Source organism: Bacillus cereus G9842, assembly GCF_000021305.1.
GTDB classification, from domain to species: Bacteria; Bacillota; Bacilli; order Bacillales; family Bacillaceae_G; genus Bacillus_A; species Bacillus_A thuringiensis_S.
The window spans coordinates 4148786-4171471 of record NC_011772.1; the positions used below are offsets into that span (position 1 = coordinate 4148786).

Consider the following 22686-nt stretch of genomic DNA (forward strand, 5'->3'; position numbering starts at 1 on the left):
TTACGCCCTTTTTTGTTTTGATGGAATCATTGTATGAATACGGTCTACGACAGCATCTGTCGTTAAACCAATTTCTTCTAATAATTTTGTTACACTTCCGTGCTCTATGAAGCGGTCTGGAATACCCATTCGTTCAACTAATGCACTATGGTAACCATTTTCAGATGCAAATTCAACTACTCCTGTTCCAAAACCACCAATTAAACAAGCTTCTTCAATCGTTAAAATCGGTATATTCTTTCCTAGAAGATCATGTAAATATGCTTCATCCATTGGTTTAATAAAGCGAGCATTCACTACTTTCACTGAAACTCCAGCTTTTTCAAGACGCTCAGCGGCTTCCATCGCCATTGGTATTGTCGTACCAAACGTTAAAATAGCTGCTTGTGTACCCTCTTTTAACGTCTCCCACGTACCGATCGGAATCGCCTTTAATTCTTCATCCATATGAACGCCAAGTCCATTACCGCGCGCATAACGCAATGCGATTGGTCCATCTTCATATTGCATCGCCGTATAAACTAAATGTTGCCCTTCATTTTCATCTTTCGGCATCATAAGCACCATATTTGGCAAGTGACGTAAGAATGAGATATCAAATACGCCTTGATGCGTTTCACCATCTGCTCCTACTAATCCTGAGCGATCTATTCCAATGAAAACATTTAAATTTTGGCGGCATATATCATGAACAACTTGGTCATATGCTCTTTGTAGAAATGTCGAATAAATTGCTAAGAATGGCTTCATTCCTTGCGTTGCCATACCTGCTGCCATCGTTGTAGCATGCTGTTCTGCAATACCTACATCAATCATACGATTTGGGAATTCTTTTTGGAATTTCTCAAGTTTTGATCCAACAGGCATTGCAGGTGTAATTGCTACGATACGCTCATCCGCTCTCGCTAGCTTAAGTACTGTTTCACTAACAACAGCACTCCATGCTGGTGCAACTTCTTTCGGCTTAACAAAGTCACCTGATTCAATTTTATAAGGTCCTGTTCCATGCCAAGTTCCAATAACGTCACTCTCGGCCGGTTTATAACCTTTTCCTTTTTTCGTAATAACGTGAACAAGCACTGGGCCTTTTGTTTTCTTTGCATATTGCAACGTTTCGAATAGCTTTTCATAATCATGCCCATCGACTGGACCTAAATATGTAAAGCCTAACTCTTCGAAAAAGACACCAGATACTAGTAAATATTTAAGACTATCTTTTATTTTCTCTGCTGTCGCAGCCACTTTCCCGCCAACTGCTGGGATTTTCTTTAATATATACTCTAATTCATCTTTTACCCAGTGATATTTTCCTGCGGTACGTAAACGACCAAGTACATTATGGAGCGCACCAACGTTTGGTGCAATTGACATTTCATTATCATTCAAAATAACAATCATATCTGTCTTTTCATGTCCAATATGGTTCAATGCCTCTAAAGCCATTCCGCCTGTTAAAGCACCATCTCCAATAATTGGTATAACATATTCTTTCGTTTTCTTTAAATCACGTGCCAGAGCCATTCCCATTGCAGCCGATAACGATGTCGAGCTATGACCAGTTTCCCATACGTCGTGCTCACTCTCACAACGTTTCGGAAAACCACATAGGCCTTGATATTGCCTTAATGTACCAAACTCTTTCGCGCGTCCAGTTAAAATTTTATGTACATAGGATTGATGTCCTACATCCCATAAAAATTTATCTTGCGGGCTATCAAATAATTTATGCAGAGCAATTGTGAGTTCTACTACACCTAAATTAGGCGCAATATGTCCACCTGTTTGAGAGAGCTCTTCAATTAAAAACTTACGAATATCCTCACTCAATCCCTCTAGTTCACTGATAGACATATCTTTCAAAAAACTAGGGTTTTGAATTTGCGTTAGATCCACATGGATCACTCACTTTCATTTCATAATCTGTCAACATGTCAAATATTATAAAAAACATTTACACAAAACAAGAAATTCTCTTTTCTATTTTTCGTCTTGTCCCGCTATTAACCAGTCTATTGCGCCCTAATCCTATTATAAACCATATTTCTTTAGGCGATGAAAAAAATAGCCGCTAACACGAAGTGATAACGGCAATGTAATCTACATATATTTTTGCCAATAACAAGAAAAGAAAAACCTTTTCCTACAGTTATATCATAAAATGATAAATGACTCAACAAATGAAAACGCTGTTATATTAGTTATTACGTTTTGCAATTAAATCGCAAATAGATAGTAAATATTCATCTTGTAATTGCAAGGAGCTAATCGCACCTTTTGCTTCTGCAATTGTTTCTTCTAAAATATCCTTTGCTCTATCTACAGTAAACAACGTCGTATATGTACTCTTTTCGTTAGAAAGATCACTACCAATCGGTTTCCCAATCTCTTCTTCGGTTCCTTCGACATCTAAAATATCATCTCGAATTTGGAAAGCTAGACCGATATATTTGGCAAACGTAAGCAACTTTTCTTCTTGCTCTTCTGTCGCATCAGAAAGTATCGCACCCGCAAGCACAGCAAATTCAAGCAGTTTTCCCGTCTTATGTTTATGGATGTACTCCAATTCATCAATCGTAAGGCGTTTCCCTTCAGCTTCCATATCTGCCACTTGTCCGCCAACCATTCCTTCTGGTCCTGCTGCTTTTGCAAGTTCAAGTACAAGTCTTACTTTTTTTTCGGCAGAAATTTCTTTTTGCTCATATGCCATAATTACTTGAAAAGCATACGTCAATAAGCCATCTCCTGCTAAAACTGCCATCGCTTCACCAAATACTTTGTGATTTGTGGGTTTTCCTCTTCTTAAATCATCATCATCCATACAAGGTAAATCATCATGAACTAAAGAATATGTATGAATCATTTCAAGAGCACAAGCTGCACCTACTCCAAGATTTCTTTCTTTCCCAAACGCTTGTAATGTTGCAAACAAAAGTAACGGGCGGAGACGTTTTCCACCCGCTTCCAAAGAATATGCCATCGCTTCACGAAGTACATTTGGACATTGTAATTCATTTGCATAGCTTACAAGTTTCTCTTCTACGAAAGTTTTACTTTCTTTCAAAAAAGTATCAAAAGCAATCGTCACTATGCTTCATCTCCTACAGCAGTAAACGGTTCAAGCTCTCCATCTTCCCCAAGAATAACTGCCATTTGTTCTTGTACATTCTTCAACTTCTCATCACAAAGCTTAGATAATTCCATGCCCTCTTTAAAATAAGAAATCGCTTCTTCTAACGGTACGTCACCTTGTTCTAGCTTAGAAACAAGATGCTCAAGTTGCGAAATTGCCTCTTCAAAGCTTAATTTATTTTCCATTATTCAATTCACGCTCCTCTATGCCTGATACGCTACAATCTAGTATTCCATCTTGTAATTGAACTGAAACAGCATCTCCAAGGCTTACATCTTTCACACTTTTTAACACTTGCTTCTCTTCATCATATACAAGCCCGTACCCTCTCATCATTACTTTAAGCGGACTTAACGCTTCAAGTTTTTGAGCAGCTCTTACAAAGGCAAATTCTTTCGTTTGAAGTAACGTTTGCATTTCACGTTGTAATTGCTTTTGCAACGTTTCAACAGCTACCTTTGTTTGCATAATTTTTTGAGATGGGTGGTGCTTCTCTAAATAAAATGAAAGTTGCTTTAACTGATTCACCTTTTTATCAATATAGCGCTCTTTCGCTAAAACAAGCTGTTCTAGCGCTCTATCTAATTGCTCTTCCTTTTGCTCATATACTTGTCTTGGATAACGGAACGCATACGATTTTTGCAACACTTGTAGTTTTTCTTCTTTTTTATGTACTAACTCTCTCATCGCTCTTTGCAATCTCAGAGTTCTTTGCAATACCTTTTCTTGTAACTCTATAATGTTAGGTGCTGCCAGCTCAGCTGCTGCAGTCGGTGTTGGCGCGCGTAAATCTGCAACAAAATCTGCGATTGTAAAATCCGTTTCATGGCCTACTGCCGAAATAATAGGAATTTCACTCTTAAAGATTGCTCTTGCAACCATTTCCTCATTGAAAGCCCATAATTCCTCAATAGAACCTCCACCACGGCCAACGATTAGTACATCTATCTCTCCCATTTCATTCGCTGTACGAATCGCTTGTACAATCGAGGGAGCCGCTGACTCCCCTTGTACAAGTACCGGAAATACAATAACATTCCCAATTGGATAACGACGTTTAATCGTTGTTATAATATCACGAATCGCTGCTCCTGTTGGCGACGTAATCACACCTATTGTTTTAGCGTAAGGAGGAATTGCTTTTTTATAAACTTGAGAAAAAAGTCCTTCTTCTTCTAAACGAACTTTTAACTGTTCGTACGCTAAATGTAAATTTCCGACTCCGTCAGGCTGCATGTCTTGAATATAAATTTGATAAGAACCACTCGCCTCGTAAACAGAGATTTTCCCTTTCACGAGTACCTTCATCCCATTTTCAGGTTTGAATTTAATATTACGATTATGACCCGCAAACATAACCGCTGCGATTCTTGCATTTTCATCTTTCAATGTAAAATACATGTGGCCACGGCTATGATTTTTAAAGTTGGAAATTTCACCTTTTAACCAAACAGACTGCAAATGCGGATCATATTCTATTTTTGTTTTTATATAGCGTGTTAACGCTGTAACGGTTAAATATTGCTTCTCCATTTCTCTCTCCTCATAGCCGACTCAAATTATTTACAAACGACACCTGCACGTTTGGCAGATTCAACAGTATTATGAAGAAGCATTGTGATTGTCATTGGACCAACACCCTTTGGCACAGGTGTAATGTAACCCGCAACATTTAACACGTTGTCAAAATCAACATCACCACAAAGTTTCCCTGTTTCTAAACGGTTTACACCAACGTCAATTACAACCGCTCCTTCTTTAATATAATCCGCTGTTATCATTTTAGGTCGTCCAACAGCTACGATTAAAATATCCGCTAACTTCGATAACTCTTTCATATTTTGCGTCTTAGAATGACAATATGTGACAGTTGCATTTTCATTTAAGAACAATTGTCCCACTGGTTTACCGACAATATTACTTCTTCCAATTACTACTACATGTTTTCCAGAAATATCAAGATTCGTTTCTTTTACTAATTCTACAATACCGTGCGGTGTACATGGAAGGAATGTATCTTGTCCCGTCATCATACGTCCCACGCTAATTGGGTGAAATCCATCTACATCCTTTTCTGGTGAAATTCTTTCAATGATAGCTTTTTCTTCAATATGTTTCGGTAAAGGTAATTGCACTAATATGCCATTAATACGGTCATCGCCATTTAAGCGATCGATTTCAGCAAGCAAGCGTTCCTCAGTAATTGTTTCAGGAAGTTCAATTAGCTCTGAGTAAATCCCTACTTGTTCACAGCCTTTTTCTTTTCCTTTTACATAAGAACGAGATGCTGGATCTTCTCCAACTAAAATAACTGCTAATCCTGGTACAATCCCTTGCTCTTTCAACTTCACAACTTCTTCTGTTAATTGTGCTCGTTTTTTCTCCGCAACTTCATTTCCTTTGATGATTACTGCTACCATTTTAAGATTCCCCCTTAAAGAATTTACAGTGTATCTTTTATATTAGATAAAACGCCGTTAATAAAACGACGAGATTCCTCATCCCCAAATGTTTTAGCAATTTCAATTGCTTCGTTAATTGTTACGTTGTGTGGAATTTCTTCCATGTATTTCATTTCATACACAGCTACACGTAAAATACTGCGATCAACAATACTAATACGCTCAAGCTTCCACTTTTTTAAGTTTTGACGAATCGCTTCATCGATTGCTTCTTTATTTTCTACAAAACCCACTACAAGTGACTCTAGAAACTCATTTGTTTCTTCGCCTTCATCTAGCGTGTTTTCCACTGCTACTTTCGGTTCTAATTCACCTGTAATATCCATTTGGTATAATGCTTGCATTGCTCTTTCTCTAGCCGTCCTACGTTTCATTGTAACTCTCCTTTATGCTTCAAGTCTTTCCTTATACTTTGTTATATTATTATAATTTATAAGCCGTCAATTCACTTACTCTTACAGTTTTCATTGATTTTCCAACCTTATAATACAATGATAATAACACAATTTATCGTTTCACACACGGGTTACAAGGCTGAAAAATAATAAAAAGATTAACTTCAAGTTCCATATCTTATCACAATGTACGTTTTTTGGAAAAACGACACATTTTCTTTTTTATTTCTTATTTTTTGAAATAGTATAATAATTAGAGGATTGTAATTTGTGAAGAAATGAAACGATAAAAAAGATGCCTATGTTACTAGGCACCTTTTCATTCTTACACTGGTTCGATTTCTGTTTTTTGTGTTTCGAATGTTACGCCAACGATGTGAACATTCACTTCTTTTGGCTCAAGTCCTGTCATTGTAAAGAGCGCTTGGCGAATATTGTCTTGAATCTTTTGAGCAACAACTGGAATTGCTACACCAAAATACATTACAACATAAAGGTCAACGATAATATCTTCGTTTGCTAATTCAACCTTTACACCTTTACCATGATTTTTCTTACCTAACTTCTCAACAACATCTGTAGCAAAATTACCGCGCATTGCCGCTACACCTTCTACTTCAGCAGCTGCAATACCTGCAATTACTTCAATTACTTCTGGTGCAATTTCTACTTTACCAAGAGTTGTATCTTGACCCATATCTAACATATGTTCAGCCATGAAAAAAACCTCCTTTAATGTATCACTGCGTCACAAGTTCATGCTCTTCCAAAAATTTCGTATTAAACTCACCTTTTACAAAATCAGGATGATCTAGCAATTGCAAATGGAACGGGATTGTTGTATGTACGCCTTCAATGACAAATTCACTAAGTGCGCGCTTCATTTTTGCAATTGCCTCTTCACGTGTTTTTCCGTGAACAATTAATTTAGCAACCATCGAATCATAGAAAGGTGGGATTGAATATCCCGGATATACAGCTGAATCGACGCGAATACCAAATCCTCCTGGTGGTAAGTACATTTCTACTTTACCTGGAGATGGCATGAATTTTTTGGCAGGGTTTTCCGCATTAATTCGACATTCAATTGCCCAACCATTAAATTGTACTTCTTCTTGCTGTAACGATAACTTTTCTCCTGAAGCAACAAGAATTTGTTCTTTAATTAAGTCCATTCCCGTTACCATTTCAGTAACTGGATGCTCAACCTGAATTCTCGTATTCATCTCCATGAAATAAAAGGTTTTCGTTTTATATTCATAAATAAACTCAACCGTACCAGCACCTGTATAATCAACCGCTACCGCCGCTTTAACTGCCGCTTCACCCATCTGCTTGCGAATATCTTCATCAAGTGCAGGTGATGGACTTTCTTCTAATAGTTTTTGCAAACGGCGCTGAATTGTACAATCACGCTCTCCTAAATGAATGGCATTTCCGTGTGTATCTGCCATTATTTGAATCTCAACATGGCGGAAATCTTCAACGTACTTTTCTAAGTATACACCAGGGTTCCCAAAAGCGGTACTAGCTTCTTGCTGTGTAATTTGAATTCCTTTTATAAGCTCTTCTTCATGGCGTGCAACACGAATACCTTTTCCGCCGCCACCTGCAGTCGCTTTAATAATGACTGGATATCCAATTTGATTAGCAAGCTCGATCGCTTCTTCGGTATTTTTAATAATCCCTTGTGAACCTGGTACAATCGGAACCCCTGCTTCTTTCATTGTATCACGAGCAACGTCTTTTGTGCCCATCTTTGAAATAGCTTCTGGACTTGGACCGATAAAAATCAAGTTACATTCACGGCATAACTCTGCGAAATCTGCATTCTCTGCTAAAAATCCGTATCCCGGATGAATAGCATCGCAGCCTGTTAACTTCGCAACGCTAATAATATTCGTCAAATTTAAATAGCTTTCTTTCGAAATCGTTGGTCCTACACAATACGCCTCATCTGCAATCTGTACGTGAAGTGACTCTTTATCTGCTTCTGAATAAATTGCAACTGTTTCAATGTCCATTTCTTTACAAGCACGAATAATTCGTACAGCAATTTCCCCACGATTGGCTATTAATACTTTTTTTATCATCACAAAGACTCCCTTATTACGCTTTTACAAGAAATAGCGGTTGTCCATACTCAACAAGCTGTCCGTTATTAACAAGAATTTCAACAATTTCGCCCTCTACATCAGCATCAATTTCGTTAAATAACTTCATAGCCTCGACAATACATACGATAGAATCTTTCGATACTCTATCCCCAATACTTACATATGGAGGTGTATCAGGTGAAGATGAAGAATAGAATGTACCTACCATTGGTGAGGTAATCTTATGTAGGTTTTCATCTTGAACAGTTTTCTTCTCTTCTTGCTTCGGTGCTTCTGCTTGCGCTGCTGCTACTGTCGTTTCAACTTCAACAGGCGCTACTGGTTGCATAGCTTGTTTTGCTGCAGGTGCTTGCACAGCAACAACTTCATTACCACGCTTTTTCATTTTGATTGTTGTACCGTCTTTTTTGTATTCAAATTCATCAATATTAGAGCTATCAATTAATTTAATTAATTCACGAACTTCTTGAATTTTAAACATGTAAAATCCACTCCCATACTCTTGTTTGTCCCGTTTTTACAGATTCTCGTCACAAAACTAGATTGACTGTAAAAATACGATGTATTCTATTAGAAAATATATTTCATTAACTAATAGAAATATTTACTATTTCCATCTTACGATAAATTTTTTAAACATTCCAATTTATATTTCTTTATAATAAATCGAAACTCCTGTAAAAAATATTATTCCAATAAAAAATTATTACCTAGTAATAATACCAAGTTTCACACGAAATTGGCAAGACCACTTCAAAAAAAAACATTCACTACTTTTGCAAAACGTTACATAGCAAACACGCCATTCCCTCTCCACTCTTCACCACATCTATAGTCAATAACATATTTTTACCAAATATTAATTTTTGTTTACACGCCGTTCATCATTCCTTCATATAAGAATAGTATGTTCAAAGTGTAGAAAATATATTGTGCTGAGGTGTGGAAATATGATATGGCTCATCCTCTTTTTACCTGCCGTAATCGTTTGGGCATGTGTTCTTTGCATCCACGTCAAATCCGGAAAAAGTAATCATCAGTACCATGAACCATTAATCTTTTACTCACAACGTGTTTCTCCATTCCGAGTTGAACATAGTAAAAATAACTACAAAGACAAAATAGAAAAAAGCTATCGAAAATGATAGCTTTTTTCTATTCACACGTACTTACATACTCTATTCCACTATTTGCATACCCTTTGCTTAGTAAAAGGTAATAATCCGCAGGGAAACCCCCTACGGATTAAAGTTTCACTTATTTCGCTGGTGGATCAAATTTCACACCTACATCTTTTGATCCGCCTTCACTTCTTACAAGTTGAATAATTTTATTTGCTTCTTTCTGTGAATGTTTTGCCGCTTTAACCGTTACTCTAATATCTGTACCATCAGCTCTTACAAGAGCATCTGGATATCCTCCTTGAGATTTAATTACTGTCTCAAGTAATTCTTGCTTCGTTTCCATTGTAGTGATTGCATCAAAGTTATCTTTCGCTTTACTCTTTTCTGTTGCTGAAGATTTCGAAGAATTCATCACTTCTTGTAATTTTGCTTTCGCTTCACTACGTTGATCTTCCATTTGCATACGTAAGGCTGTGAAATTCTCATCACTTGATTGAACTGATACATTACCCTCTTTTTTACTTGTTTCTTTTTTAGTATTTTCTTTTTTGTCTGTTTCTTTATTTGTTGTTTCCTTGCTTGTATTTTCTTTTTTCGGGGTTTCTTTAGGTGCTTCGTTTGTTACTGCTTTATCAGTACCTTGTTTTTCTTGTCCAATCTTTTCACCTGTTGCCGGCGATGCTGTATTCATTTTGTCAGGAGTTGTCACGTAATACACAGATAGTACAACAACTAAACTTAACATCGTTAATAGCCAAACTGTTTGTTTTTTTAACACTTTATTTCCTCCCTATCAATTTTTCGGTGAAACTGAAACGCGATGGGCTGGTACATCTAGCAGCCTTATCACAGCTTCTTTTACCATTGCTTTAACTTGTATATTATCCACTCCCTTTGCTACGACAAGAACACCACGTACTTTCGGCTTCTCTGTTCGTAAAACAACAGGAGTTTCTTTATCCCCTTCACGTATAATGACAGTCTTTTCATCAAGAGACTCGTCCTCTACTTCTCTCTTACCGCCTGTTTTATCTGTTTCACCTGTTGTTTGTGAGCGTTTCACTGTATTTTTTTCTAAAATTTTTTCTTCAGATGAATCTAAATTCACTTTAATCGTTACGTCTTTTACTCCTGCTATTTCTTCTAAAGCAGCTTTTAATTCTTGTTCATACGCTTTTTCATATTTTTCTACATTTGACATACTATCATTATTTTTTTGTCCGAAAGTTGGTAAGTCTTTTTCTTGGTTTTGAGTTTTTTGTTCTTTAAATACAGGTACTTCTTCTTTTTTACTTGAAAATAGACTACTAGAAAACATAAGCAAAATTCCAAGTATGAGTAGGACAAGTAAAAACTTAGGTGTTACCTTTTTACCCTTCTCGTTGCTTTCTTTTTGATCCCCATTCAATAAGTTTCGAAAAAATGAGAACTTCGAATTTTTATCTTTATTGTCCATTTACTCTACCTGTCCTCCCTTCCATTTGAACTTGGATTTGTTTACCCTCTAGTTGCCACCTGCTTGAAAAGAAATCTTTCATTTCCACATTCGTTTCTTCCACTTTTTTTGGAGGCTCTTTCGTATTAATTTCAATTGGCTTTACTGTTTCGATTGCATCATTTTTACTGCGTTCTTTTTCTTTCAACGTCACAACAACAGATTGAATATCTTTCGCCGACTTTACTTCTTCTGTATTTTCTGCTGCGACTATTTGTATTTCAGAGACAGTCATACCATACTTTTTCTCAAACTCTTTTCCTACTTCTTTTTTCATTTTGGTAGCCATCTCTTCTAAACTATATGCACGTGTTAGAGCTTGTATTTCTTTTTTCTTCGAATCTATTGAATTTTTTACAGATCCTTCTGCTACGTACTTTTCTTCATTAAAATTTGCAATTACTTCATTTACATCTGTCTGCAATAATTTAAAAAGAGGCGTTAAAATTAATACAACTAACAAAAGACTTACAACAAATTTAACGTATTTTTGCAAATTCGAATTTGGAAGAATAAGATGAAGCATTGTCGCTAAGAGCAAAAAAACGATAATATTTCTAATCCACTCTGTAACAAATTGCATACTCTTCACCTCCTACCGCATCATAAGTGTAATATTCCCCGCAGCAATAATAATTGTAATACTTAAAAAGAACATAAATGATACGATAGCTAAGCAAGCAAATACGTAAATGATGCTTCGTCCAATAATGTCTAAGTATTGAATAATTGCTCCGCTGCCAACCGGTTGCAATACTGCTGCTGCGAATTTATAAATAAATGCGATACAGAAAATTTGAATCGCTGGAAAGGCAACAATTAAGCATAAAATGACGAGCCCAATAATTCCGACTGTGTTTTTCAATAATCCTGATGCGCTAATAACAGTATCTGCCGCTTCTGTAAACATCCTTCCAACTACTGGAATGAAGTTTCCTGTTACAAATTTAGCAGTTTTCACAGCTATTCCATCAGCAACAGCTGTTGCTGTTCCTTGTACAGATAATACTCCTAAAAAAATCGTTAAAAAAATACCGATAATCCCAACGCTAACATTTTGCAGAAGCTTGGACAATTTCGTCACTTTATATTGATCACTCATTGTACTTACAATACTTAATATCGTTGCCAGTAATAAAAGTGGTAGAACGATATAATTCATAAGAAGCCCACTCGTATTCATTAAGAAAATGATAACCGGATGAAAAAACGATACAGATACAACCCCCCCGCCAGTTGCTATAAGCGCCAGCAAAATTGGCAATAATGCTAATATAAAATCTACCATTGTTTGTATCGTTTCTCTTGCATATGTCATAACGACATAAAAACTATTTAAAGCAAAAATAATAAGTACCATATATACAACAGCATCAGCAATTTTACTTACGCTACTTTTTGAAAAAGCGGATTGCAGTGATTGCAACAATGCACTAAAGATTGTGAGCATAATAAGTGTGCCAAGCAGTTTTCCATTAGCTGCAAGCTCATGAAATAAATATTTTAATAACCCTATCATCCACTCTTTTAGAGAGAATTCTTTTTCTCCCTTTACAAACTCCATAAAGCTCCCTTTTTGACTCTCTGGCAAATAGCCTCCATATTTTGTAACAAGCCCGTCCCAAAATTGCTTCACATCTTCAATTCCGAGCTTATCCAATTGTTGATCAACGACGTTTGTTTCTACAGGAGAAGCTTGTACAACAACCGGTAAAGAAAAGAAAAGGAAGCAAGCAAATAGCAGCTTAGCTCCAAACCTCCTCAACATTCACTCCCCCTTATCCCGTCGGTAAAAATCCGAGAATAGTTTCAATTACAACCGTCAAAATAGGAATTGCCATAACGAGAATGAGGATTTTCCCAGCAAGTTCAATTTTCGAAGCGATGGCACCTTGACCAGCATCTTTTGTAATTTGGGCTCCAAACTCAGCAATATAAGCAATTCCAATAATCTTTAGTAACGTTTCCACATAGACGTTACTAACTTTCGCTTCACTCGCTACTCTCTCAATCATTTGTAAAATAGCATGAATTTGATCAATTAAAATAAGAAACATCACGCTACCTACGAACACAATAAATAAAGATGTAATGCTAGATTTATGCTGGTTCAAAACAGCAGCTAAAAACGTAGCAACGAGGCCTAATCCGACAATTTGTATAATTTCGATTCGAACCGCCTCCTTTACTGGAAGAGAAAGACACTTTTAATCTTGTCGAATAGCGTATTAATTAAAAATGCGACATGAAATAAAATGACGACAAAACCGACAAGGATAACCCAATTTGCAATATCCTCACGCTTCAATTCTTTTAGTACAGTATGAATGAAAGCTAAAACAATGCCGATTCCGGCGATTTGAAATATTAATCCAACATCAATGGACATCGCCTTTCTCCCCCCTATAGCAGTAAAATTACAATAAGTAGCCCTGCTAGTACCCCTAAGCTCTTGATCATTTTCTCGTATTGCAGTTGTAAAGCTTTTGCTTCCTCTTCTTCTCTCTCCAAATGTGTAATACATAAGCGAATATGTTTTTGTTGTGATTCACGATCATGTTGCCCGAGCGTTTCACCAAATTGCTGCAGTATTTCAAACTCGGTTTGTTGAAACGCCGTCAACTTCCAATTCTCTTTCAAACTATCTATCCAAGCTTCCCTTACTGTTTGTTCTCCACTTTCTAGTTTTTTAGCGAAACTTTGAAATATCCAATTTAATGGCTTCGGCATTTGTTTAACTAATCGCTCGGCAGCCTCTGATAAAGGTGTGTGTCCATACATAATTTCTGCCTCTAATGATTGAAGTGCTGATTTTAATAATCTAAGTTGCCTCGGCCTTTCACTGTATCTTTTAGCGTATGAAAACCCGAAAAAGGTGCTGACCGCAACGATTAACACTGCACCAAATATTTTCACCATACGCCCTCAGCCTTTCTATTTGATAACACTGGTTTTCCATATTTATCTTTCACCTGCATAACCGTTCCTGGACCCCTCGCTTTTGACAACTCCACAAACCTATCAAATATACGAAGCTCTAGCACTGCCTTGAGCGATGGACGTCTCACAACATCCTCATAGGAAAATCCGTGTGCGCTTATAAAAAGCTGAACACCTGCATGCACTGCCTCCATAATTGCTTCACTATCTTCTTTACGACCAATTTCATCTACGATCAAAATATCAGGACTCATAGAACGAATCATCATCATCATTCCTTCTGCCTTTGGACATGCGTCTAACACATCGACTCGGGTACCAAAATCATATTGCGGGATCCCTTTCACACAGCCGGCAATTTCTGACCGTTCATCAACGATCCCCACTTTACAGGAAGGAATTTCCGAAGCACTTACCCCTTGACTCATGCAACGTGCTACATCTCTTAAAAGCGTCGTTTTTCCCGTTTGCGGAGGGCCAATTACCATCGTGTTTAACCATCTTTTTTCATACAAATATGGCAAAAGCGGTTCAGCAATCCCTATTTTTTGACGAGCAATACGAATATTAAAGGAAGAGACATCACGAATCATTTTTACTGCGCTTTTTTCTGTAATGACTTTTCCCGCTAACCCGATTCTATGCCCCCCGCGAAGCGTCACATACCCACGTTTTAATTCCTCTTCCATCGTATAAATTGAGAATTGACTTAACTTATTCAATAAGTAAATAGCATCCTCTGCAGTAGTGATATAGTCATAAAAAAACACCTTTCCGTGTGCAATACACTCTAGCGGTCTTCCAATTCGAACACGAATTTCCTCTAAAGCATCGTATTGCTCACATTCTTCAATTAAGTACTTCATCGTTTTTGGTAAAACTTCTAATACCTCTTTCATCGGCTTCTCCCCACTATACTCGACTTACTATTTCAGTAATGCGATAAAAATACAGCAAATTCCAAGCGCTAGAAAAAAGAGCTTCAAGAAAGAAATTTCACTTGCTACACTCGCTATCCCAATTGTCATTGTTAAAATTAATACGGTAGGTCCAACAAACGCCAACATACCATTTATAAACAACGCTTTCTTCGCATCATTCACATAAAGCATAAGCAAAGCAGCAAATATCTCCGCACTACCTGAAAATAATCGAAGTGCCCCCATAACAAGCACGGATGTTTCCATTGCCGCTAGCCACTGTTTCATTCTTCCACCTTCTCCCGTAACAGTTACTAACTTCGTATTCTAAAAAAGAATATATTTGTACAACCATATGCAGAGGTTGTCTATTTCAGAAGTAAAAACATAATTTTTCTCTAAAGTCTGAATTACAATCTGAATATTCATATTATTTCATGGTATATTATGGTATATTTAGTTTAAAAGGGGTTTAAACCATGCAGCACGTCACTTTATTACCACTAGATTTATGCTATACAAATGTGATTTTCGAGCTATCAAGTGATCCACATATAAAAAATGCATTGGGGATAACGGTAGAAAACATCGAAGACACGAAAACATTTCTTCTTTTCGCAATAGAAGAAGAGCGTCAAAAGAAATCCTTATCGAGAATGATTGTGAATGAAGAAAATGAAATAATTGGCCTCACCACACTTAAACATATTAATAATGAGAAAAAGCAATCTCACATTGGTAGTTGGCTCGGCTATCCGTACTGGGGAAAAGGCTATAACGAGGCTGCTAAAAAAGAAATCTTTAAAATCGCCTTTTTAGACTTACAACTTTCCTACGTATTTGCTGGTGCTAAAACGAATAATATCCGCTCTTTAAAAGCACAAGAAAAACTACCTTATATTTCATTGCATGTGGAAAACAAGTTTCCAGACGAACACGCTGCACTAGAGAAAGAAGTAAAGTCACCTTGCTCTCTGCATGTCGTGTCACGTGAAAATTTTTTAAACTGGTTGAAATTACAGAATGAGGAGGCAAAATATGAAGGTATTGAAAGTTAGTTTAACCGTTGTAGTAGAATTAGCTCTTATTTATCTTTTTTCATTATTGGTCGGTTGGTCATTTATAGAGACCTTTTTCCTTGGTAGTTTAGCAATATTTGCAATTATGTGGTTAATTATTATGAGTAACCATAGAAATAACATTACAGATCACGCAATAAGTAAAACATTAACTGGCGTTGAGACTGGCGAAATAAAGCCATTTCAAATTGTTTTGACTCCATCTATTATGGGTACTCTTTCACTTGTTTTAGTCAGTTTTATAATAACAGTTATTTACTATCTACCCTATTTCCTATAAAAAAAGCACTCGTGAATTATCACGAGTGCTTTTTTACTATGCACGAGAAACGTATTTACCTTCACCAGTGTTGATGATAAGCATTTCGCCTTCGTTAATGAAGATTGGTACTTGTACAACAAGACCAGTTTCTAATGTAGCTGGTTTTGTTACGTTAGAAGCAGTATCACCTTTAATACCAGGCTCTGTTTCTGTAACTTGTAATTCAACTGTGTTTGGAAGTTCAACACCAAGTACTTCGCCTTGGTAAGTCATAATTGCTACTTCCATGTTTTCTTTTAGGAATTTAAGCTCGCGCTCGATTTGTTTTTCACCAAGTTCGATTTGCTCATAAGTTCCGTTATCCATAAATACGTGAGCCTCACCGCTTGCGTATAAGTATTGCATACGACGGTTTTCGATGTGTGCTTTTTCTACTTTCTCACCTGCACGGAATGTTTTCTCTTGAACAGAACCTGTGCGAATGTTACGTAGTTTAGAACGAACGAATGCAGCACCTTTACCTGGCTTTACGTGTTGGAAATCAAGTACTTGCCAAAGGGCATTGTCCACTGAAATTGTTAAACCTGTACGAAAATCGTTTACTGAAATCATGTAAAAAAATCCTCCTGTGTATTACAAAATAATAAGTTCTTTTGGTGATTTCGTAATTACTTCATTACCTTCACTTGTCACAATGATATCATCTTCAATACGTACGCCGCCAATACCTGGAATATAAATACCTGGCTCTACTGTTACAGCCATACCTGGTTCAAGTACTGTATCAGAACGGAACGCTAAACCTGGTGCTTCATGGAGTTCAAGACCTATTCCATGACCAGTAGTGTGTCCAAAGTATTCACCATATCCTTTTTCCGTTATGTAGTCACGCGTTAGCGCATCAGCCTCGCGACCTGTTAAACCAGCTTTAATACCGTTCACACCACGTAGTTGTGCTTCTAAAACGATATTATAAATTTCTTTTAATTTATCAGATGGTTCACCGACTGCAATCGTACGAGTAATATCAGAGCAATATCCTTTGTAATAAGCGCCGAAGTCTAATGTAACGAAATCTCCTGTTTCTATCACTTTTTCAGATGCCACGCCGTGCGGTAATGCCGAACGAAGACCTGAAGCAACGATAATATCAAACGAAGAAGATGTTGCTCCTTGTTTTCTCATGAAAAATTCAAGTTCATTTGACACTTCAATTTCAGATACTCCCGGGCGAATGAATGATAGAATATGCTCAAAGGCAGCATCTGCAATCTGTGCAGCTTCCTTTAATATCTTAATCTCTGAATCAGTCTTTATCAAGCGTAACTTTTCTACAAGTCCAGAAGTCGGGATAAATTCAGCATCAATCGCTTCCTTATGCACTGAATAAGAACTATATGTAAGAGTATCTTGCTCAAAACCAAGTTTTTGAATTCCAAGCTCTTTCACTTGCTTTGCCACTTCATCAATGATCAATCCTGCGTGCTGTACAACCTCATATCCAACCGCTTGTTTACTTGCCTGCTCGACGTAACGGAAATCTGTAATAAATTGAGCACGATCTTTTGAAATAAGAACAACGCCTGCTGTTCCTGTGAAGTTAGCCATATATCTACGACTATGTTCATTTGTTAACAAAATACCGTCAATGCCAGCCTCATCAAATGCACTTCGTAATCCTTCAATTTTCTCCATTACTCTATGCCCCCCTCAATTTCTCCATTAATGCAAATAACGCTAACTTATAGCCATAAAAACCAAATCCTACAATTTGACCTGCACAAACAGCTGCCGTCACAGATTCATGACGGAATGATTCACGCTGATGAATGTTAGAAATATGTACTTCAATAACAGGAATCGAAATGCTCGCAATGGCATCACGAATCGCATAGCTATAATGCGTAAATGCTCCCGGATTTAAAATGATCCCTTCATATATATCTTCCGCTTCATGAATAATGTCGATAATGGCACCTTCATGATTCGATTGGAAACATTCTAACTCCACTCCCATTGTTTCTGCTTCTTGCTTCATATCTGCTTCAAGTGTCGCTAGCGTGCCCTTTCCATATACATTTACCTCACGAACACCGAGGCGATTTAGGTTAGGACCGTTTACGAGGAGTAACTTTTTCATATTCTTAAAACTCCTTAATATTAATATCTATACAATATTTTAACATAGGAGTTACTTATTTGAATAGTTCGTCTTCTCTTGCCCTTCTTGTTCTACTTTATTGCTATTTACTGCATAAGAAACAGAATATGCTATAAACACACCATATAATATAAAAATACATATTGTCGTTACAATTGTCTCTTTTGGCAAATGGAGCGCACTTTTAATAACAGGAGCCATTAAACCCATCCCCAAAAACAGTAATGCCCACCAAAATAGCCCATAAATAATTCCCGCAATAATCCCTTCAAACTTTGCAAAAAATGCTTTATATAAAAAGGCAATCAAAATTGAAAGAAGTCCCATACACACTATTCCGGACACATTGCCCCATACCCCCTCTTTCCAACTTCCAAACGCAAATGGTAAAAGGAAATAATTCGGTCCCGCCTCCGTGAATGAAAATATATGAAGGAAATACCATATCCCGCCCCAAAAGATTCCACCAAACAAACCGATCTGCACAAAATTCCTTGTTCCTAATTGTTCTTGACTCACATCGACACCTCCGCTCAATAGTATGCCCGAAACTATTTTGAAGCATGTTTAAATCCTGCGAAATTTGTCTATAAAAAGAATAAGAAATGTCCGACTCTCATAATATTTTCCCTTGTCATCTACTTGTATTTGCCGATAAAATAAAGGAAACTCGGTGATTGTCTTATTTCAAAACGACAGAACCCAGTATGACAATTGCCTCTTTTTCTACATAAGAGAGAAACAAATACAGGTTGGTGTTAACATGGCAGAAGAGTCAAAACAAATATATGGCGGGCAAGCGGTCATAGAAGGAGTTATGTTTGGCGGTAGAGAATATACTGTTACAGCGGTTCGTCGTAAAGATAAATCGATTGAATTTTATCGATTACCACGCGTTCGTAATAAAGTATTATCTATCCTAAAAAAAATTCCATTTTTACGAGGGATTGCCGCTATTGTGGATGCAAGTGCGAATGGAGCAAAGCATTTAAACTTCGCTTCTGAACGATTTGACGTCCACCCAGAAGATGATGAACAAATTGCTAATAAAAAAGAAGAACAATCAAAATTAACGATGGTATTAGGAGTTGCAGCTGTTGGCGTTTTATCTTTCATATTCGGTAAAGTCATTTTCACAGCAGTTCCTGCACTATTAGCTGAATTAACAAGACCGATTTTCCCATCTCATACTGGGCAAATCATTGTCGAAAGTGTCATTAAGCTCATGCTATTATTGAGCTATATATACTTTATTTCTTTAACCCCACTTATTAAGCGGGTATTTCAGTATCACGGTGCAGAGCATAAGGTAATCAATGCTTATGAGAATGACCTTCCTCTGACTGTAGAAAACGTTCAAAAGCAAACTCGTCTCCATTATAGATGCGGCAGTAGCTTTATTATATTTACAGTCATTATTGGAATGTTCGTTTATTTCCTAGTCCCTACAGATCCTCTTTGGGCACGAGTTATAAACAGAATTTTATTAATTCCAGTTGTACTTGGTATTTCTTTTGAAGTATTGCAATTTACAAATCGATTACGAGATATTCCCGTATTACGCGTACTTGGATATCCTGGATTATGGCTACAACTATTAACAACGAAAGAACCAACAGATGATCAAGTGGAAGTAGCAATTGCATCGTTTGAAGAATTATTACGTTTAGAGAACAAACAATAATTATTTAAAAATGGTGTTCAACTCCTTTCCTCATCGTTAATATACTAATTTTAATATACGTTTTTAGGAGGTGTCCCTTATGAACGGTCGTTCGTTTACTTTCGCTATATTTGTGCTTATTATCGGATTGGCAATATTCGGCCTTGTTTCATCTGTTATTACAAATCCCATGGGTGTATTAAGAAATATCGGGTACATGTTACTTGTTGTCGGTATCTTTTACTTGCTATACAAGATGTTTACAAATTCCAGTGGTTCTGCAAATTCGCAAAGCTCATATAAGCGTGCGGCAAAACAATCGAACCGCAAACATGGGAAACAAAATGTAGCACCCCTAGGCAATTCTTTCTTTAAGTCAAATACTTCTAATGACAAAAGTAAAAAAGGGAATTCTTCCACTTTGAAACGAAAAAGAAAACAGTCTCATTTAACTGTCATTGAAGGCAAAAAAAGCAAAAAGAAAGACCGTGCTTCCTTTTAGGAAATACGGTCTTTTTTTATACTTTGAAGCACTTCTTTTAAACTTTTCTCTCTCATACTTTCAATTCGAAGATGATGATTTTCAAATGGTAAATTCCGTGTCACATCATTAGGTACCACAACGCACGTTAATCCCGCTGCAATTGCTGCTCTCAATCCATTTAATGAATCTTCAAACACAACAGCTTCAGACGGCTTAATTCCTAATTCTTCTATTGCAATTCGATAAAGAGCTGGATCTGGTTTTACCTTCTCAACATCTTCTCTCGTTTTAATAACTTCAAAATAATCTCGAATCTGTAGCTCTTCTAAAAAATGAATAACCCATTCTCTAGACGAACTAGAAGCTAGTGCGATTTTTAATCCCATTTCTTTCGCTTCTTCTAAATATTCTTTTACCCCGTCACGAGCTTTTGGTATTTTCATTTTCTCTTTATGTAAAGTTGCCACTTTTTCTTTTAATGCACTTTTGTTAAACTTCTCTTTTAATTGATCATTTAAATATGCATAAAGTACCTCATCTGTTGTTCCAATGCATTTCGCAAATTCCTCTAAAGGTAGTTCTTCGCCGTATTCACGAACAGCATCTCTGAAAGAGTGAAACCATATCGTTTCTGTGTCCACAATTAATCCATCAAAATCAAAAATAATTGCTTTCATAATTCTCCCATCCTTTTCGAATTGAAATAAAAAAGGAAACGCCATACGTTCCCCTTAATTACTTTTCTCTTCATTTGCTCTTTGAACACCGCGAAGTGTTTCCACTCGGACTGCATCTTGTTCAAAGTATTCCACTAAATCACCAATGCGATCAATCGCTTCCCAACTTAAATGATGCTCAATTCCTTCTACATCATTGTAAATTTTACCTTCATCCACACCGATAATACGCATAAATTGCTCTAGCAAGTCATGACGATATACGAGACGTTCTCCGATTTTTTTACCTTTTGTTGTTAATACAAGCCCTCTATATTTTTCATAAATTAGATATTCATCTTTGTCTAATTTTTGCACCATTTTTGTTACAGAGGATGGATGTACACTAAGCGCTTCAGCAATATCAGATACGCGGGCATAACCCTTTTCATCAATCAACAAATAAATTTGTTCAATATAATCTTCCATACTAGGGGTAGGCATCGGTTTCCTCCATCCAAGTTCATTTTGCTTATTCCGTACGAAGCAATCAATAAAATGATACACCAGAAAGAATAACGTGACAAGGTGGAAACGAGCCTAAATATATAAAACAAAAAAGAATCTGTATTTGCATACAGACTCCCCTTAAGTAAAGTATTGTATTTCTGCATTAGGAAAAAACTCATTTATATAACCTCTTATCGTTTCTTCCAATACTGCTGCTTCATCTTTTTTATATACGTATTTTCCGATGCCGTATCGTCCCCATTTATATTTACGCTTCTCTTCATCCATTTCAAGTTTCGTCTTCGGATAACGCTCTTGAATGACCTTTTTTGCCGGTTTTGTAAAGCGATGTTGAATTAATTCAAATGTTAAATTTGGTATCGATAAATCTTTTAGTGCATTGTACAGTCGCTCAAATAGTTCACGGTATCCTTCTTCCCACCCTTCATGCATATAAAGCGGCGCAACTATAAATCCAAGTGGATAACCCGCACCTGCTACTTTACGTGCAGCCTCTATTCGCTCCTCAAACGGCGATGTCCCTGGTTCAAAATTTTTAATTACATATCGTGAATTTATACTAAATCGAAAACGAGTTTTCCCATTATGCTTTGCATCTAATAAATGATCAACGTGCGAATATTTCGTGACGAAACGTAAGCGCCCATATTCACTTTCTCCAATGAATTCAATCGCCCGCTTTAATGCATGTGTTAAATGATCAATTCCAACAATGTCTGATGTACACGCTGCTTCAAATCTTGTTATTTCAGGTGCCCTTTCATCCATATATTGCTTTGCCTTCTCAAATATTTCATCAAGATTGACATACACACGAACGTAAGGCTTACTCCCAAGTGTCGTTTGCAAATAGCAATAATGACAATGTCCCATACACCCTGTTGCGAGCGGAATTGCATATTCAGCTGACGGTTTTGACGTATCAAACTTTAGCGTCTTCCTCACTCCAACGACAAGTGTAGCCTTTGCATTACGATACTTTTGCAAATCATTTTCTCCTGGCAAATTTCTAATTTGATTATGTGATGTCGTTTCACGAATTTCTAATCCCATCTTCGTAAACTTCTCATAAAGCTCTTTTCCAAGTGGATATTCAAGTGCCTTTGGTTCAAAGTAAACGAGTTTTGGCATAAATGGTTTCATATGCTTCCCTCCTCTCGTTAGTATGAGAAGCATTGAAAAATTAACACGCATTAAAGTTTTCCACTTCAGTAACTTGCTTTGCAAGTTACTGAATGTTATAATTTGGATAACAGCTACCTTGCAA

General features: G+C 36.8%; 30 protein-coding genes. 5 read left to right on the top strand and 25 right to left on the bottom strand.

The window, feature by feature from the left end:
- The 9 genes from dxs to accB all read right to left on the bottom strand — a co-directional run bounded on the left by dxs (position 1) and on the right by accB (position 8585).
- Positions 1-1893 (bottom strand): 1-deoxy-D-xylulose-5-phosphate synthase, encoded by a 1893-nt coding sequence (gene dxs / locus BCG9842_RS20810; RefSeq protein ID WP_000366457.1) that lies wholly within the window; start codon positions 1891-1893, stop codon positions 1-3.
- Between the two features lie 301 nt (positions 1894-2194).
- Positions 2195-3085 carry a (2E,6E)-farnesyl diphosphate synthase gene (gene ispA / locus BCG9842_RS20815; RefSeq protein WP_000150374.1) on the bottom strand — a complete coding sequence of 297 codons (891 nt, stop codon included), beginning with the start codon at positions 3083-3085 and terminating at the stop codon, positions 2195-2197.
- Positions 3085-3315 carry an exodeoxyribonuclease VII small subunit gene (xseB, locus tag BCG9842_RS20820; protein ID WP_000428424.1) on the bottom strand — a complete coding sequence of 77 codons (231 nt, stop codon included), beginning with the start codon at positions 3313-3315 and terminating at the stop codon, positions 3085-3087. The genes ispA and xseB overlap by 1 nt, the downstream gene beginning before the upstream one ends.
- Entirely contained in the window at positions 3305-4663 is a 1359-nt protein-coding gene (gene xseA, locus BCG9842_RS20825) for an exodeoxyribonuclease VII large subunit (RefSeq protein ID WP_000415249.1), read from the bottom strand. Before xseA ends, xseB begins: the two co-directional genes overlap by 11 nt.
- Before the next feature lie 26 nt (positions 4664-4689).
- On the bottom strand, positions 4690-5550 hold the full coding sequence (gene folD / locus BCG9842_RS20830) for a bifunctional methylenetetrahydrofolate dehydrogenase/methenyltetrahydrofolate cyclohydrolase FolD (protein ID WP_000226733.1): 861 nt from the start codon (positions 5548-5550) through the stop codon (positions 4690-4692).
- 23 nt (positions 5551-5573) lie between these two features.
- Positions 5574-5966 carry a N utilization substance protein NusB gene (gene nusB, locus BCG9842_RS20835; RefSeq protein WP_000830247.1) on the bottom strand — a complete coding sequence of 131 codons (393 nt, stop codon included), beginning with the start codon at positions 5964-5966 and terminating at the stop codon, positions 5574-5576.
- 346 nt (positions 5967-6312) lie between these two features.
- Positions 6313-6705 carry an Asp23/Gls24 family envelope stress response protein gene (locus BCG9842_RS20840; RefSeq protein ID WP_000807630.1) on the bottom strand — a complete coding sequence of 131 codons (393 nt, stop codon included), beginning with the start codon at positions 6703-6705 and terminating at the stop codon, positions 6313-6315.
- Between the two features lie 22 nt (positions 6706-6727).
- On the bottom strand, positions 6728-8080 hold the full coding sequence (accC, locus tag BCG9842_RS20845; RefSeq protein WP_000592870.1) for an acetyl-CoA carboxylase biotin carboxylase subunit: 1353 nt from the start codon (positions 8078-8080) through the stop codon (positions 6728-6730).
- 16 nt (positions 8081-8096) lie between these two features.
- A complete protein-coding gene (gene accB / locus BCG9842_RS20850) occupies positions 8097-8585 on the bottom strand; it encodes an acetyl-CoA carboxylase biotin carboxyl carrier protein (protein WP_000472862.1) in 489 nt (162 codons plus the stop codon).
- A gap of 469 nt (positions 8586-9054) precedes the next feature.
- Between accB and BCG9842_RS30340 the strand changes: the two genes are divergently transcribed.
- A complete protein-coding gene (locus BCG9842_RS30340; RefSeq protein WP_003309905.1) occupies positions 9055-9249 on the top strand; it encodes a hypothetical protein in 195 nt (64 codons plus the stop codon).
- A gap of 112 nt (positions 9250-9361) precedes the next feature.
- Here BCG9842_RS30340 and BCG9842_RS20855 read toward each other — a convergent pair whose 3' ends face one another.
- Genes BCG9842_RS20855 through BCG9842_RS20895 form a run of 9 tightly spaced genes read right to left on the bottom strand, consistent with a single transcriptional unit; the run spans position 9362 to position 14871 of the window.
- Positions 9362-10006 (bottom strand): SpoIIIAH-like family protein, encoded by a 645-nt coding sequence (locus BCG9842_RS20855; RefSeq protein WP_000914711.1) that lies wholly within the window; start codon positions 10004-10006, stop codon positions 9362-9364.
- 15 nt (positions 10007-10021) lie between these two features.
- Positions 10022-10684 carry a stage III sporulation protein AG gene (spoIIIAG, locus tag BCG9842_RS20860; RefSeq protein ID WP_000368886.1) on the bottom strand — a complete coding sequence of 221 codons (663 nt, stop codon included), beginning with the start codon at positions 10682-10684 and terminating at the stop codon, positions 10022-10024.
- The gene (gene spoIIIAF, locus BCG9842_RS20865; protein ID WP_001161037.1) at positions 10674-11306 is read right to left on the bottom strand and encodes a stage III sporulation protein AF; all 633 of its coding nucleotides are present in this window, start codon (positions 11304-11306) and stop codon (positions 10674-10676) included. Before spoIIIAF ends, spoIIIAG begins: the two co-directional genes overlap by 11 nt.
- Before the next feature lie 12 nt (positions 11307-11318).
- Positions 11319-12491: a stage III sporulation protein AE gene (spoIIIAE, locus tag BCG9842_RS20870; protein WP_000946112.1), complete on the bottom strand. Its 1173-nt coding sequence runs from the start codon at positions 12489-12491 to the stop codon at positions 11319-11321.
- 10 nt (positions 12492-12501) lie between these two features.
- On the bottom strand, positions 12502-12885 hold the full coding sequence (gene spoIIIAD, locus BCG9842_RS20875; protein WP_079245909.1) for a stage III sporulation protein AD: 384 nt from the start codon (positions 12883-12885) through the stop codon (positions 12502-12504).
- Positions 12886-12908: 23 nt separating this feature from the next.
- On the bottom strand, positions 12909-13112 hold the full coding sequence (gene spoIIIAC, locus BCG9842_RS20880; protein ID WP_000020914.1) for a stage III sporulation protein AC: 204 nt from the start codon (positions 13110-13112) through the stop codon (positions 12909-12911).
- A gap of 14 nt (positions 13113-13126) precedes the next feature.
- Positions 13127-13642 (bottom strand): stage III sporulation protein SpoIIIAB, encoded by a 516-nt coding sequence (gene spoIIIAB, locus BCG9842_RS20885; protein ID WP_000238701.1) that lies wholly within the window; start codon positions 13640-13642, stop codon positions 13127-13129.
- Positions 13636-14562, bottom strand: coding sequence for a stage III sporulation protein AA (gene spoIIIAA, locus BCG9842_RS20890; RefSeq protein ID WP_000665903.1), 927 nt, complete (start codon positions 14560-14562; stop codon positions 13636-13638). Before spoIIIAA ends, spoIIIAB begins: the two co-directional genes overlap by 7 nt.
- 27 nt (positions 14563-14589) lie before the next feature.
- A complete protein-coding gene (locus tag BCG9842_RS20895; protein ID WP_000816050.1) occupies positions 14590-14871 on the bottom strand; it encodes a YqhV family protein in 282 nt (93 codons plus the stop codon).
- Positions 14872-15062: 191 nt separating this feature from the next.
- Here BCG9842_RS20895 and BCG9842_RS20900 point away from each other — a divergent pair, with 191 nt between their 5' ends.
- Together BCG9842_RS20900 and BCG9842_RS20905 are read left to right on the top strand one after the other, a co-directional pair.
- Positions 15063-15641, top strand: coding sequence for a GNAT family N-acetyltransferase (locus tag BCG9842_RS20900; RefSeq protein WP_001164990.1), 579 nt, complete (start codon positions 15063-15065; stop codon positions 15639-15641).
- On the top strand, positions 15622-15942 hold the full coding sequence (locus tag BCG9842_RS20905; RefSeq protein WP_000866225.1) for a hypothetical protein: 321 nt from the start codon (positions 15622-15624) through the stop codon (positions 15940-15942). Before BCG9842_RS20900 ends, BCG9842_RS20905 begins: the two co-directional genes overlap by 20 nt.
- 36 nt (positions 15943-15978) lie before the next feature.
- Here the strand turns inward: BCG9842_RS20905 and efp are convergent, their stop codons facing one another.
- Genes efp through BCG9842_RS20925 form a run of 4 tightly spaced genes read right to left on the bottom strand, consistent with a single transcriptional unit; the run spans position 15979 to position 18604 of the window.
- Positions 15979-16536: an elongation factor P gene (gene efp / locus BCG9842_RS20910; protein WP_000626513.1), complete on the bottom strand. Its 558-nt coding sequence runs from the start codon at positions 16534-16536 to the stop codon at positions 15979-15981.
- A 21-nt stretch (positions 16537-16557) separates the two neighbouring features.
- Entirely contained in the window at positions 16558-17619 is a 1062-nt protein-coding gene (gene pepQ, locus BCG9842_RS20915) for a Xaa-Pro dipeptidase (protein WP_000411021.1), read from the bottom strand.
- 4 nt (positions 17620-17623) lie between these two features.
- A complete protein-coding gene (gene aroQ, locus BCG9842_RS20920; protein WP_000735141.1) occupies positions 17624-18064 on the bottom strand; it encodes a type II 3-dehydroquinate dehydratase in 441 nt (146 codons plus the stop codon).
- A gap of 51 nt (positions 18065-18115) precedes the next feature.
- The gene (locus tag BCG9842_RS20925) at positions 18116-18604 is read right to left on the bottom strand and encodes a YqhR family membrane protein (RefSeq protein WP_000076885.1); all 489 of its coding nucleotides are present in this window, start codon (positions 18602-18604) and stop codon (positions 18116-18118) included.
- A gap of 244 nt (positions 18605-18848) precedes the next feature.
- Between BCG9842_RS20925 and BCG9842_RS20930 the strand changes: the two genes are divergently transcribed.
- Entirely contained in the window at positions 18849-19769 is a 921-nt protein-coding gene (locus tag BCG9842_RS20930) for a DUF1385 domain-containing protein (RefSeq protein ID WP_000807119.1), read from the top strand.
- Between the two features lie 79 nt (positions 19770-19848).
- A complete protein-coding gene (locus BCG9842_RS20935) occupies positions 19849-20250 on the top strand; it encodes an SA1362 family protein (RefSeq protein ID WP_001014463.1) in 402 nt (133 codons plus the stop codon).
- On the opposite strand, the gene BCG9842_RS20940 is transcribed toward BCG9842_RS20935, so the two are convergent.
- The 3 genes from BCG9842_RS20940 to splB form a co-directional block, all read right to left on the bottom strand.
- Positions 20247-20909, bottom strand: a complete 663-nt coding sequence (locus BCG9842_RS20940) for an HAD family hydrolase (RefSeq protein ID WP_014894887.1) — start codon at positions 20907-20909, stop codon at positions 20247-20249. The two genes, BCG9842_RS20935 and BCG9842_RS20940, sit on opposite strands and share 4 nt — an antisense overlap.
- Positions 20910-20963: 54 nt before the next feature.
- Entirely contained in the window at positions 20964-21392 is a 429-nt protein-coding gene (mntR, locus tag BCG9842_RS20945) for a transcriptional regulator MntR (RefSeq protein WP_001143081.1), read from the bottom strand.
- Between the two features lie 144 nt (positions 21393-21536).
- Positions 21537-22562: a spore photoproduct lyase gene (gene splB, locus BCG9842_RS20950; protein ID WP_000802106.1), complete on the bottom strand. Its 1026-nt coding sequence runs from the start codon at positions 22560-22562 to the stop codon at positions 21537-21539.
- Positions 22563-22686: the final 124 nt, after the last annotated feature.